This window comes from Pseudomonas sp. UBA6276, from assembly GCF_002438365.1.
Lineage (GTDB): Bacteria > Pseudomonadota > Gammaproteobacteria > Pseudomonadales > Pseudomonadaceae > Aquipseudomonas > Aquipseudomonas coleopterorum.
Genome location: NZ_DJUS01000119.1, coordinates 1 through 12,204, shown reverse-complemented (window position 1 = coordinate 12,204; position 12,204 = coordinate 1). Strand labels below are relative to the sequence as shown.

The window sequence follows — 12,204 nt, the reverse complement described above, 5'->3', positions numbered from 1 at the left end:
TTCCAGGTATTTGAGAATGCCGCCCTTGAGGTGATAGACCTCTTCGAACCCTTCGCCCAGCATGTAGCTGGAGGCTTTTTCGCAGCGGATGCCGCCGGTGCAGAACATCGCGACTTTCTTGTGCACGGCAGGGTCGTAGTGGGCCTTGATGTAGTCGGGGAACTCACGGAACGACGCGGTCCTGGGGTCCAAGGCGCCCTGAAAGGTGCCGATGGCGACCTCGTAGTCGTTGCGGGTATCGATCAGCAGGACCTCAGGATCGTCGAGCAACGCATTCCAGTCCTGTGGCTCGACGTAGGTACCCACCGTACGATTGGGATCCACACCGGGTACGCCGAGGGTGACGATTTCTTTCTTCAACTTGACCTTGGTGCGATAGAAGGGCTGTTCGTCGCAGTACGATTCCTTGTGGTCGATGTCGTCCATGCGTGGGTCCAGCTTGAGCCAGGCCAGCAGCCCATCGATGCCTTCACGTGTGCCGGACACCGTGCCGTTGATGCCTTCTTCGGCAATCAACAGGGTGCCCTTGATGCCGTTGTCGAGCATGGCCTGCAGCAGTGGCTCACGCATCTCGACGTAATTTTCCAGGGTGACGAACTTGTACAGTGCCGCCACGACGATCGCTTGGGTCATGGGTAAAACGCTCCAGGTGGTCGACCGCGCAAAGGCCGGACCGGTATGTTTCAGGGGTTGATACTGGGTTTTGCCAGAGGCTTGAATGAAAAAACCCGCCAGCGGCATGCCACTGGCGGGTTCTGGATTCTAGCAAGTTTCGAAGCCCAGTGCTCAGGGCTCAGCGCCCACCGCCGGCGCAGGTGGGCGACGCCGGTGCAGCACCGACCTGCGCCCATTCCTGCGGCGTGTAGGTATGCAACGCCAGGGCATGGAACTCGCCCATCAGCTCGCCGAGCGTGCCATACACCAGCTGGTGGCGCTTGACACTGTTCAGGCCGGCGAAACGTTCGCTGACCAGAACCGCCTTGTAGTGCGTCTCGGTGCCACGGCTGTGCATATGGCTCTCGTCGAGCACGTCAAGATGCTCGGGTTGCAGCATCTGCAGCGTGGACACGATGCGTTCCTTCATCGACATCGCCAGCGACTCCGTTATGGCTTCGCAGGCTTGGCCGCACCGGCAGCAGCCTTGGCAGCGCCCTGTGGGTCCAGTTCCTTGGTCATGTCAGCCAGCAGGTTGTTGACCACGGGTACCGCGCTTTCCAGCTTCTGCTGGGTCAGCTGGGCGGACTGCTGGGTCACGGCCGGCATTTTTTCCAGGACTTTCTTGCCCAGTGGCGACTGGTAGAACTTGACCAGGTCCTTGAGCTCCTGCTCGGAGAAGTTGCTGGTGTACAGCTTGACCATGTCGGGCTTGAGCTTCGGCCAGCCGATTGCTTGATCCAGCGCGGCGTTGGCCTTGGCCTGGTAGGTTTCCAGGGTGGCCTGCTTGCTGGCCGGTGCCTTGGTCTGCTCGAAGCGCTGGGCGAACATTTGCTGTACTTGCATGTACACCGGTGTACCCAGCTTGTCCGCATGAGCCATCATCAGGAAGGCTTCGGCGCTGGCGTTGTGGCTGGCGGTGTCGGCAAGGACCTGGCCACTGGCACAGACGAGAACAGCCGCGGTGCAGATGGCGCGAAAACGAGTCATCGAGTTTCCTTATCTAGCAGGCGAGGTAGAACCCCAGAAACGATCATTCTGCGCTCATGTTCGTGCGTCACTCAACCCCGGGCTACGAACGGCAAGTACAGTTTCATGGAACCTGAAGCTGGGCGCGTACCCTAACAGCCAAGGCTGCCGGTGAACCGCAGCGAGACCCGCCCGTGCATCGTCGGGGTGTGACGCGAGATCGACAACAAGGAGCATGAACAGCATGAGTCGTATCGAAACAGACAGCCTGGGACAGGTCGAAGTTCCTGAAGAGGCCTACTGGGGCGCCCAGACCCAGCGTTCGCTGGTGAATTTCGCCATCGGCGAGGAACGCATGCCGCTGCCGGTTTCGCACGCCCTGGCGCTGGTCAAGAAGGCCGCCGCGCGGGTCAACGATCGCAACGGCGATCTGCCGGCCGATATCGCTCGATTGATCGAACAGGCCGCCAACGAAGTGCTCGCCGGCGAGCATGACGATCAGTTCCCTCTGGTGGTCTGGCAGACGGGCAGCGGCACCCAGAGCAACATGAACGTCAACGAAGTGATCGCCGGGCGGGCCAACGAACTGGCCGGCAAGGGACGTGGCGGCAAGTCGCCAGTGCATCCCAACGACCACGTCAACCGCTCGCAAAGTTCCAACGACTGCTTCCCGACCGCCATGCACATCGCTGCCGCCCAGGCCGTGCACGCCGATCTATTGCCGGCAATCGCCGTGCTGGGTGAGGGCCTGGCCGAACTGGCCGGACGACATATGCAACTGGTCAAGACCGGTCGCACGCACATGATGGACGCCACGCCGATCACCTTCGGCCAGGAAGTCTCGGCCTATGTGGCACAGCTGGAGTACGCACAGAAGGCCATCCGCAACGCCCTCCCCGCGGTATGCGAGCTGGCCCAGGGCGGTACGGCGGTGGGTACCGGGCTCAATGCACCCAAAGGTTTCGGCGAAGCGATCGCCGCCGAACTGGCGGCGCTCTCCGGGCTGCCCTTCGTCACCGCGCCGAACAAGTTCGCGGCATTGGCTGGCCATGAGGCCCTGACCAGCTTGTCGGGCGCACTCAAGACCCTCGCCGTGGCCTTGATGAAACTGGCCAATGACTTCCGTCTGCTGGGCTCCGGACCCCGTGCAGGACTGGCCGAGATCAAGTTGCCTGCCAATGAACCAGGCAGTTCCATCATGCCCGGCAAGGTCAATCCAACCCAGTGCGAGGCGCTGTCCATGCTGGCCTGCCAGGTCATGGGCAATGACGTGGTGATCGGCATCGCCGCAAGCCAGGGTCACCTGCAGCTCAACGTCTACAAGCCGGTGATCATCCATAACCTGCTGCAATCGATCAAGCTGCTTGCCGATGGCTGCCGCAATTTCCAGGAGCACTGCGTGGCAGGCCTGGTACCGGATGCGCAGCAGATGGGCGAGCACCTCGAGCGCGGGCTGATGCTGGTCACGGCGCTCAATCCGCACATTGGCTACGATAAAGCCGCCGAGATTGCCAAGAAGGCCTACGCTGAAGGCCTTACCCTGCGCGAATCCGCATTGTCGCTGGGTTACCTGAGTGAATCCGAGTTCGATCAGTGGGTGCGACCCGAAGAAATGCTTTAAGCTCTCGCCGCCAGCGCCTTCGTACTTCCTCGATGGCGCCAGCGGTGGACACACCTGATCTACGTCAAAGATCGAACCCTACACAGGATTCCCATCATGTTCGGCAAGCGTGCGCAGGACCTCGTTGAAACCACGCACTTTCGTGCCGAACGGTTCAGTACGGTCAACGGCTTCTACTTTTTCAGCACGCGGGAAAACACCCTCGAAGGCCCGTTCGCGACTCGCGAGGAAGCAGAGCGCGAGAGCCGGGCCTACGTCATCCGCGTATCAGGACGCCAATCCTACCGTTGACCCCCTCAGGGCTTGGCGGCCGGTTGACGCACTGCAACTCGACGGGCGGGTTGCTCCAGTACCGCTACCTTGGCGGGTGTAAAGATGGGCTGCAGTCTGCCGCTGGCATGCATCTGCTGCATCAGCGCGGCGAACTCCTCGGCTGTGATGGGCGCACCGGGGCGCAATAGCGCATAGTGCCGATAGATCTGATCGACTCGTTGGGAGACCAGCAACTGCGAGCCGACCTCCGGATTGTGAGCGATGAAATCCGCCAGGAACGACCGCGTCACCAAGGCGATGTCGGCACGCTTGCGCACGATCATCATCAGGTTGCTTTCATGTGAATACGTCAATACGGCGTTGAAGCGGCGCAACAGGTACTGCGGGTTGGCGTCGAAATCCGCGAACGCATAGTGATAGCCGTAGAACAACGCCATGCGCTTGCCATTCAGGTCGGCGAAGACCTCCTGATCATTGCCGTCCTTGAGTGCCACGAAGACCTCGGCATCCTCCAGCCCCAGATCGACCGCGCTGTGTTTGATGCGCTGCCAGCCCCACAGTGGGTTCTCGAACATCGCCATGTCGACCCTGCCCTTCTCGAAGTCCTGATAACGTCGAGCGATCGAGGTAGGCACCAGAACGAAGTGCCAGTTGGTCTGCACCTGGTTGAGCTGATCGATGAGCAGCGGCAGCAGGCCTTGGTCGCTCCCTTGTTCGGGGTGCACGACATAGGGTGGAAAATGGGCGGCGCCGACACGCACTTCCTGGGCCGCCTGCGCGCCCGGAACCCAAAAGGCCCATCCGGCCAGCAACAGACGTAGCAGGGCCGCCTTAAGATAACCGTACTTCAAGACAGAGAACCCTCACCAGCCGTTTTGCGAAGCACGTACGCTAGGGGTTTTACGTCGGGCTGACAACTGCTAAACCCTGTACGTGCGCTCGACACCTTCGACCCTGCCAGCCGCCGCCTGTAACATCCGCCCTGTTCCCCTGTTTCAGGGATCCCGGAACTCTTTGCACCGACTTGTGCTCTAGCCTCTAAGCGCAAGTGCCTGGGAGCCTGGTATGCCGCATTGGCTGGTCATCGACCTGGAAGCCACCACCGACGAAGGTGGTTGGCCGGTCACCGAAATGGAAATCATCGAGATCGGTGCGAGCCTGGTCAACCGCGATGGCAGTGAGGTCGACCACTTCCAGCGGTTCGTCAAACCGGTGCGCCGCCCCAGTCTGACGCCGTTCTGCCGCGAGCTGACGCACATCGGCCAGACGGACGTGGACGCTGCAGCGGTTCTGACTCAGGTCTGGAGAAGCTTCGAGCAGTGGCTGGCGCCTCATCGAGGGCAACTGCAGGGTTGGGTCAGTTGGGGCGACTATGACCGCCTGCAGCTGCTGCAGGACTGGCAGCGGCACAACCTGGAGAGCGTGCTGGCGCGGGTGCCGCACATCAATCTCAAGCAGCGCTTCGCCAAGGCTCGCCAATTGCCGCGGCCGCTAGGCCTGACCAGCGCTCTGCAACTGGCCGGCCTGCAGTTCAGCGGCCAGCAGCACCGGGCTCTGGAAGACGCGCGCAACACCGCGCGCCTGCTGCCCATGGTGCTGGCGCCGTAAAGCGGATGACGGCCTGCCGGGGCTTGGGCATACTGGCCAGCCCTTTCCACCCCCTTCGCAAGGAACCGACTCATGTTCAAGGTCAACGAATACTTCGACGGCACCGTCAAGTCCATCGCTTTCACCGAGGCTGACGGCCCCGCCACCATTGGCGTCATGGCGCCGGGCGAGTATGAATTCGGTACGGCCCAGAGCGAAGTCATGCACGTGGTATCCGGCGCCCTGACGGTCAAGCTGCCCGATGCCAGCGACTGGCAAACCTTCACCGCCGGCAGCCAGTTCGATGTACCGGCCAACAGCAAGTTTCAGCTGACCGTGGAAGTGGAAACCGCCTACCTCTGCCAGTACCGTTGATGATTCCGGCCCCCAGCCCTGGGGGCCGTCCGCTCTAGCGACCGAATTGCAGGTGCGCCAAGCGCGCGTACAGTGGGTTGCTGGCCACCAGCTCGGCGTGGGTCCCCAGCGCCACCAGACATCCTTGATCAATCACGGCAATGCGGTCGGCGTTCTGCACCGTGGCCAGACGGTGGGCGATGACCAGCGTCGTGCGGCCCTGCATCAACGTAGGTAAGGCTTGCTGGATCAGGTGTTCACTCTGCGCATCCAGGGCGCTGGTGGCTTCGTCCAGCAGCAGGATCGGTGCATCGACCAGCAGCGCTCGTGCAATCGCCAGGCGTTGGCGCTGTCCGCCTGAAAGTCCCATGCCGGCATCGCCCAGCGGCGTCTGATAGCCCTGCGGCAGCTGCACGATGAAATCATGGGCATGGGCGATGCGCGCAGCCGTCTCGACCTGCTCGGCGGTGGCGTCGGCGCGACCATAACGGATATTGTCCTCGACGCTGCCGAAGAACAGCGCCGGCGTTTGCGAGACGATGGCGAAATGTCGACGCAGGTCCTGCGGGTCAAGCTGGCGCAGGTCGATACCGTCGATGAGCAGACGGCCCTGCTGCGGATCGTAGAACCGCAGCAACAGTTCGAACAGCGTCGACTTGCCGGCGCCGGAAGGCCCGACCAAGGCCAAGGTCTCACCCGGCCGAACCGTCAGGCTCAAGCCCCGGATGGCCGGTGCGTCCTCCCGCGTTGGGTAGGCAAAAACCACCTGCTCGAGGGCCAACGCGCCGGTCACCCGAGACGGCAACTGCTGCAAGCCCTCGGTGGGCGGCTGAATCGCGCTGCGCGCCTGCAACAGTTCGGCGATCCGTTGCGCAGCGCCAGCGGCGCGTTGCAGTTCACCGACCACCTCACTGAGGGTGCCGAAGGCGCTGCCGACGATCAGGCTGTAGAACACGAACGCAGCGAGTTCGCCGGCCGAAATGCGTCCGCCGATCACGTCCATGCCACCCACCCACAGCATCACTGCCACCGCGCCCAGCACCAGCACGATCACCAGCGCGATCAACCAGGCGCGCTGGACGATGCGCCGCCTGGCCGTGTCGAACGCCTGCTCCACGGTCACGGCGAAGCGTCGCTGGTCCTCGCCCTGGTGGTTGTAGGCCTGCACCGTCTTGATCTGAGTCAGGGTTTCGGCGACGTAGCTGCCGACGTTGGCGATGCGATCCTGGCTCTGTCGCGACAGACGCCGCACCTGGCGACCGAACATCAGGATCGGCGCCAGCACCAGCGGCAAGGCGACCACCACGATACTGGTGAGCTTGGGATTGGTGATGAACAGCAGCACCACGCCGCCGATCACCATCAGCAGGTTGCGCAGAAACATCGACAGCGACGAGCCGATGACCGATTGCAGCAAGGCCGTGTCAGTGGTCAGCCGCGACTGGATTTCGGAGCTGCGGTTGTTCTCGTAGAACGCCGGGTGCAGGTGGACCAGATGGTCGAAGACCTGCTTGCGGATATCGGCGACACAGCGCTCGCCGATCCAGGACACCAGGTAGAACCGCGCAAAGGTCCCCATCGCCAGGGCCAGTACCAACACCATGAACACCGCGATGGAGCGGTTGAGCAGGTGCGTGGACTGGGTCATGAAGCCCTGGTCGACCAGCATCCGAATGCCCTGCCCCATGGACAGGGTGATACCGGCGGTGACCAGCAACGCCAGCAGTGCGCCGATGGCCTGCCATCGATAAGGGCGTACAAAACGCCACGCCAGGCGCAGGCCACGACGTTGACTTGAAGACAATAGCTGCAAGGGGGATGATCCGTATTCAGAGGGTCCACAAGCCTACACCCGGACGCGGGATCGACTACAGTGGAACTCCATGAATCGCACAAAGTCAGCTAGGAAGCAGGCCGTAACAAACGGCGCAAACACCTGAAGAGGAGACAGGCCATGAGCTCGCATGACGACACGCAGAAAAGCATCGAAGTGGTACGGGTGCACCCCCATGAGCCCGTCGGTGGTTCGATCATCGACGAGCAGGGCCGTGAAGTGCCCATTACCGAAGACATGGTGCAGGAAGCCTGTCGCGAGCTGGAAGAGCACGTGGTCAAACCCGCTGGCAACGTCTGATCGAACCACTCGCTTCACTGCCTTTCAAACCCAGCCCTGACAGAAATGACAGACGGCCGGGTTCGTGTTTCTCGGGCTCGGCTAAACCAGGACCGCACCCAGGGCGGCGACGATGCGCTCGAGCACAGGTGCCGGGCCGTCGATACGCACGCGCAGGCCTTCGATCTCGCGGCGTGGTGGGTAATGCTTGCGCAACTGGTCGAAGCCGAGTCGCTGCCGATCGGTATCCGCGTCCAGGCTGCGGCGGAAATCGGCATCATCACGACGGGGGTCGTAGACACCGCGGCACAGCATGGCCAGCGCCCAGTCCGGATCGGTGTCGGCGCTCAGGCTCACCTCTCCCAGCCAGGGTTTGGGCAACAGGTCTTGTAACTGCACGTCGGCATTGCGCCCGAGGAACTCGCACAAGGCTTGATAGATCTGCGCCGTGCCACGGCGGCGACCGTCGAGGCTGTAGCCGGCGATGTGCGGCGTGCCGATCACGCAGCAGTCGGCCAGTTCGCGATCGACCGCAGGCTCCCACTCCCAGACGTCGAGTACCGCTTGCAGGTCTTCACGCGCCAGCAGGACGTGACGCAGTGCAACGTTGTCGATCACCGGGCCGCGCGCGGCATTGATCAGCCAGGTGCCCGGCTTGAGGGCGCGCAGACGCGCATCGTCGAACAGGTGCCAGGTCGGATGAGGGCCGCTGCGGGTCAGCGGCGTGTGCAGGCTGATCACGTCGCAGTGCTCGACGATGTGTTCCAGGCTGACGAAGTCACCGCCCTCGCCGGCCTCGCGCAAGGGATCGCACACCCGCACGTCCCAGCCCAGCCCGCGTAGCACCTGGACCAGTCGCCCGCCGACCTGCCCGGCACCGACGATGCCGTAGCAACGCCCGCTCAGCGGCAGACCTTCGACCTCGGCCAGGGTCAGCAGGCTGCCCAGCACGTAGTCGACCACACCACGGGCATTGCAGCCCGGCGCGCTGGCCCAGCGGATGCCGGCCTCGGCGAAGTGGTCGAGGTCCAGATGGTCGGTGCCGATGGTGCAGGTGCCGACGAAGCGCACCGGGCTGCCTTCAAGCAAGGCGCGGTCGACCTGGGTCACCGAGCGCACCAGCAGAACGTCGGCCTCGGCAACCGCCGCGCGATCGATCGACCGGCCGGGATAGCGACGGATTTCTCCAAAGCCTTCGAAGAAAGCGTCGAGCAGCGGGATGTTTTCGTCGGCGACTATGAGCATGGGGTATCCAGAAATATAGAGTGATCGGGGTAGCTTGTTCGCGGGCAGAGACCCGCTCCCACACAAGGGCGAGCGCGTCCCTGTGGGAGCAGGGTAGCTTGTTCGCGGGCAGAGACCCGCTCCCACACAACAGCGAACGCGGTCCCTGTGGGAGCGGGGTAACCTGTTCGCGGGCAGAGACCCGCTCCCAGACAACAGCGAGCGCGGTCTCTGTGGGAGCGGGTCTCTGCCCGCGAAGGCGTCACCACGGAGTCAGCTTCAGATAATGCGCTGTTCGGTCAGCTCGCGCACGAACGATGGCGCGATGTAGCGCTGGTAATGCGCCTCCGAGAGAATGAAGAATTCCCGATCGATGGCATCGCGCAGTTGTGGCAGATCCCAGTCGCGGAACTCGGGCAGCAGCACCAGGCCATAGGCTTCCAGGTTGTTGATCACCCGGGCTCCACGGGCAATCAGTTGGTAAGCCCAGCAGTACTCCGACTGTCGCTCGACGAAACGTATCTTGCGTTGTTCCAGTTGTTGGCGCAGCTTCAAGGGGTCGAACACTTCCAGCTTGGCCACCATGACCTGCACCAGCAACTGCTCCAGCCGCACCCACACCGCGCGTTTCTGCGCTTCGTCGTAGCCGTTCCAGTGAATGACTTCATGGTGGTAGCGCTTGCAGCCACGGCACACGAGGTCCCCGTAGACGGTCGAGCACAGGCCCACGCAGGGCGTCTTGATGGAATGGTTGGACATGGCGAATCGGCACGCTGGACGGTGGAACACCGGGCGCATGTTAGTCCTTTGTCTAACAGGGGTCACCCCAGAAATCGTGGGGCTTAACTTAACTTCCTGCGCGAATTAACGTAGAATCATGCAGCCTTTTTAGGCGCCAATGTCCATTGGAAGCTGTTTTCAAAGCGTCACGAGCACAGTCGATCCAGTAGAAGGGTGTTGGCACCGTTCATCCGGTGCCAGCCCTCATCAGTTTTCCCTTCTACAGGCGTAAAACTTTGAAAACAGCTTCTGTAAGGAATACCTGCCTTCCTGGCTGAACGGCCGAAAAGCCCGTGCGCATGGATGCAGGCATTCCCTGGATGAGCGTCCCTTCCGGGACCACTGATGAGGGTAATAACTGTGCTTGAAGCCTATCGCAAACACATCGAAGAGCGTGCCGCCCAGGGTATCGTGCCCCAGCCGCTTAACGCCGAACAAACCGCAGGCCTGGTCGAGCTGCTGAAGAACCCTCCCGCCGGCGAAGAAGCCTTCCTGGTCGACCTGATCACCAACCGCGTACCACCAGGGGTGGACGAAGCCGCCTACGTCAAGGCCGGTTTCCTTTCCGCCGTGGCCAAGGGCGAAGCCACCTCCCCGCTGATCGACAGCAAGCGTGCCGTGGAACTGCTCGGCACCATGCAGGGCGGCTACAACATCGCCACCATGGTCGAACTGCTCGACGACGCCACCCTGGCGCCGGTGGCTGCCGAACAGCTCAAGTTCACCCTGCTGATGTTCGATGCCTTCCACGACGTCGCGGAAAAAGCCAAGAACGGCAACACCCACGCTCAAGGCGTGCTGCAATCCTGGGCCGACGGCGAGTGGTTCAAGAAGCGTCCGACCCTGGCCGACAAGATCAGCCTGCGGGTCTTCAAGGTCACCGGCGAAACCAACACCGACGACCTCTCCCCGGCGCCTGACGCCTGGTCGCGCCCGGACATCCCGTTGCACGCCTTGGCCATGCTGAAAATGGCCCGCGAAGGCATCGTGCCCGACGTTCAGGGCTCGATCGGCCCGATGAAGCAGATTGCCCAGATGTACGCCGACGGCTACCCCGTCGCCTACGTGGGTGACGTGGTCGGTACCGGTTCGTCGCGTAAATCGGCGACCAACTCGGTGCTGTGGTTCTTCGGTACCGACATCCCGTACGTGCCGAACAAGCGTGCCGGCGGCTTCTGCTTCGGCACCAAGATCGCCCCGATCTTCTACAACACCATGGAAGACGCCGGCGCCCTGCCGATCGAGTTCGACGTGTCGAACATCAACATGGGCGACGTGATCGACCTCTACCCGCACCAGGGTAAAGTCTGCAAGCACGACAGCGACGAGGTGATCACCACCTTCGAACTCAAGACACCCGTACTGCTCGACGAAGTCCGCGCTGGCGGCCGTATCCCGCTGATCGTCGGCCGCGGTCTGACCGACAAGGCACGCGCCGAGCTGGGCCTGGGTCCGACCGATCTGTTCAAGCTGCCCGAAGCCCCGGTCGACACCGGCAAGGGCTACACCCTGGCGCAGAAGATGGTCGGCAAGGCCTGTGGCCTGCCCGAAGGCAAGGGCGTGCGTCCCGGCACCTACTGCGAACCGAAGATGACCACCGTCGGTTCCCAGGACACCACTGGCCCGATGACCCGCGACGAACTCAAAGACCTGGCCTGCCTTGGTTTCTCGGCCGATCTGGTCATGCAGTCCTTCTGCCACACCGCGGCCTATCCAAAGCCGATCGACGTGACCACCCACCACACCCTGCCGGATTTCATCCGCACCCGTGGTGGCGTGTCCCTGCGTCCAGGCGACGGCATCATCCACAGCTGGCTGAACCGCATGCTGCTGCCGGACACCGTCGGCACCGGTGGTGACTCGCACACCCGCTTCCCGATCGGCATCTCGTTCCCGGCCGGTTCCGGCCTGGTGGCTTTCGCAGCCGCCACCGGCGTCATGCCGCTGGACATGCCCGAGTCGGTGCTGGTGCGCTTCAAGGGCACCATGCAGCCAGGCATCACCCTGCGCGACCTGGTCCACGCGATTCCGTACTACGCCATCCAGAAAGGCCTGCTGACCGTCGAGAAGAAAGGCAAGATCAACGCCTTCTCGGGTCGCATCCTGGAAATCGAAGGCTTGAACGACCTGACCGTCGAGCAGGCATTCGAACTCTCCGACGCCTCGGCCGAGCGCTCCGCCGCCGGTTGCACCATCAAGCTGCCGGAAAAGGCCATCGCCGAGTACCTGCAGTCGAACATCACCTTGCTGCGCTGGATGATCAGCGAAGGCTACGGCGATGCGCGGACCATGGAGCGTCGTGCCCAGGCCATGGAAGCCTGGCTGGCCAACCCGGAACTGCTGAGTGCCGATGCCGACGCCGAATACGCCGAGATCATCGAAATCGACTTGAGCGACTTGAAAGAGCCGGTCCTGTGCGCACCGAACGACCCGGACGATGCACGTCTGCTGTCCACCGTTCAGGGCGAGAAGATCGACGAAGTGTTCATCGGTTCGTGCATGACCAACATCGGCCACTTCCGCGCTGCCGGCAAGTTGCTCGACAAGGTCAAGGGCCAACTGCCGACCCGTCTGTGGCTGTCACCGCCGACCAAGATGGATGCCCATCAGCTGACCGAAGAAGGCTACT

General features: G+C 62.6%; 13 protein-coding genes. 6 read left to right on the top strand and 7 right to left on the bottom strand.

Going from position 1 to position 12,204, the window contains the following annotated elements:
- The 3 genes from B2V21_RS14205 to B2V21_RS14195 form a co-directional block, all read right to left on the bottom strand.
- Positions 1 to 633 (bottom strand): rhodanese-related sulfurtransferase (locus tag B2V21_RS14205; protein ID WP_286917174.1); only part of this gene is annotated, 633 nt, incomplete at its 3' end.
- A 160-nt stretch (positions 634 to 793) separates the two neighbouring features.
- On the bottom strand, positions 794 to 1,090 hold the full coding sequence (locus B2V21_RS14200) for a BolA family protein (protein ID WP_049860987.1): 297 nt from the start codon (positions 1,088 to 1,090) through the stop codon (positions 794 to 796).
- Positions 1,091 to 1,104: 14 nt separating this feature from the next.
- Entirely contained in the window at positions 1,105 to 1,644 is a 540-nt protein-coding gene (locus B2V21_RS14195) for a DUF2059 domain-containing protein (protein ID WP_056843206.1), read from the bottom strand.
- A gap of 223 nt (positions 1,645 to 1,867) precedes the next feature.
- Here B2V21_RS14195 and B2V21_RS14190 point away from each other — a divergent pair, with 223 nt between their 5' ends.
- Both B2V21_RS14190 and B2V21_RS14185 read left to right on the top strand, forming a co-directional pair.
- Positions 1,868 to 3,244: a class II fumarate hydratase gene (locus B2V21_RS14190; protein WP_282347347.1), complete on the top strand. Its 1,377-nt coding sequence runs from the start codon at positions 1,868 to 1,870 to the stop codon at positions 3,242 to 3,244.
- Positions 3,245 to 3,340: 96 nt separating this feature from the next.
- Positions 3,341 to 3,535 carry a DUF6316 family protein gene (locus tag B2V21_RS14185; RefSeq protein WP_049860989.1) on the top strand — a complete coding sequence of 65 codons (195 nt, stop codon included), beginning with the start codon at positions 3,341 to 3,343 and terminating at the stop codon, positions 3,533 to 3,535.
- Positions 3,536 to 3,540: 5 nt separating this feature from the next.
- On the opposite strand, the gene B2V21_RS14180 is transcribed toward B2V21_RS14185, so the two are convergent.
- Positions 3,541 to 4,368: a substrate-binding periplasmic protein gene (locus B2V21_RS14180; protein ID WP_286917173.1), complete on the bottom strand. Its 828-nt coding sequence runs from the start codon at positions 4,366 to 4,368 to the stop codon at positions 3,541 to 3,543.
- Between the two features lie 214 nt (positions 4,369 to 4,582).
- Here B2V21_RS14180 and B2V21_RS14175 point away from each other — a divergent pair, with 214 nt between their 5' ends.
- Together B2V21_RS14175 and B2V21_RS14170 are read left to right on the top strand one after the other, a co-directional pair.
- Complete coding sequence (locus tag B2V21_RS14175; RefSeq protein ID WP_286917172.1) at positions 4,583 to 5,125, top strand: exonuclease domain-containing protein; 543 nt, start codon at positions 4,583 to 4,585, stop codon at positions 5,123 to 5,125.
- A gap of 72 nt (positions 5,126 to 5,197) precedes the next feature.
- On the top strand, positions 5,198 to 5,479 hold the full coding sequence (locus B2V21_RS14170; RefSeq protein ID WP_056843209.1) for a pyrimidine/purine nucleoside phosphorylase: 282 nt from the start codon (positions 5,198 to 5,200) through the stop codon (positions 5,477 to 5,479).
- Positions 5,480 to 5,513: 34 nt separating this feature from the next.
- On the opposite strand, the gene B2V21_RS14165 is transcribed toward B2V21_RS14170, so the two are convergent.
- A complete protein-coding gene (locus tag B2V21_RS14165; RefSeq protein ID WP_286917171.1) occupies positions 5,514 to 7,271 on the bottom strand; it encodes an ABC transporter ATP-binding protein/permease in 1,758 nt (585 codons plus the stop codon).
- Between the two features lie 141 nt (positions 7,272 to 7,412).
- Here B2V21_RS14165 and B2V21_RS14160 point away from each other — a divergent pair, with 141 nt between their 5' ends.
- Positions 7,413 to 7,592 carry a PA1571 family protein gene (locus B2V21_RS14160; RefSeq protein ID WP_049860993.1) on the top strand — a complete coding sequence of 60 codons (180 nt, stop codon included), beginning with the start codon at positions 7,413 to 7,415 and terminating at the stop codon, positions 7,590 to 7,592.
- 81 nt (positions 7,593 to 7,673) lie between these two features.
- Here B2V21_RS14160 and pdxB read toward each other — a convergent pair whose 3' ends face one another.
- Together pdxB and B2V21_RS14150 are read right to left on the bottom strand one after the other, a co-directional pair.
- Complete coding sequence (pdxB, locus tag B2V21_RS14155) at positions 7,674 to 8,816, bottom strand: 4-phosphoerythronate dehydrogenase PdxB (RefSeq protein WP_286917170.1); 1,143 nt, start codon at positions 8,814 to 8,816, stop codon at positions 7,674 to 7,676.
- Positions 8,817 to 9,074: 258 nt separating this feature from the next.
- Entirely contained in the window at positions 9,075 to 9,554 is a 480-nt protein-coding gene (locus tag B2V21_RS14150) for a DUF1289 domain-containing protein (protein WP_049860995.1), read from the bottom strand.
- Between the two features lie 381 nt (positions 9,555 to 9,935).
- Here B2V21_RS14150 and acnB point away from each other — a divergent pair.
- The coding region (acnB, locus tag B2V21_RS14145) for a bifunctional aconitate hydratase 2/2-methylisocitrate dehydratase (RefSeq protein WP_286917175.1) at positions 9,936 to 12,204 on the top strand (2,269 nt) is incomplete at its 3' end.

Coding starts and splice junctions, on each gene's coding strand:
- B2V21_RS14190 (WP_282347347.1), top strand. CDS start 1,868: ATGAGTCGTATCGAAACAGACAGCCTGGGACAGGTCGAAGTTCCTGAA.
- B2V21_RS14185 (WP_049860989.1), top strand. CDS start 3,341: ATGTTCGGCAAGCGTGCGCAGGACCTCGTTGAAACCACGCACTTTCGT.
- pdxB (WP_286917170.1), bottom strand. CDS start 8,816: ATGCTCATAGTCGCCGACGAAAACATCCCGCTGCTCGACGCTTTCTTC.
- B2V21_RS14160 (WP_049860993.1), top strand. CDS start 7,413: ATGAGCTCGCATGACGACACGCAGAAAAGCATCGAAGTGGTACGGGTG.
- B2V21_RS14150 (WP_049860995.1), bottom strand. CDS start 9,554: ATGTCCAACCATTCCATCAAGACGCCCTGCGTGGGCCTGTGCTCGACC.
- B2V21_RS14175 (WP_286917172.1), top strand. CDS start 4,583: ATGCCGCATTGGCTGGTCATCGACCTGGAAGCCACCACCGACGAAGGT.
- B2V21_RS14200 (WP_049860987.1), bottom strand. CDS start 1,090: ATGTCGATGAAGGAACGCATCGTGTCCACGCTGCAGATGCTGCAACCC.
- B2V21_RS14195 (WP_056843206.1), bottom strand. CDS start 1,644: ATGACTCGTTTTCGCGCCATCTGCACCGCGGCTGTTCTCGTCTGTGCC.
- B2V21_RS14170 (WP_056843209.1), top strand. CDS start 5,198: ATGTTCAAGGTCAACGAATACTTCGACGGCACCGTCAAGTCCATCGCT.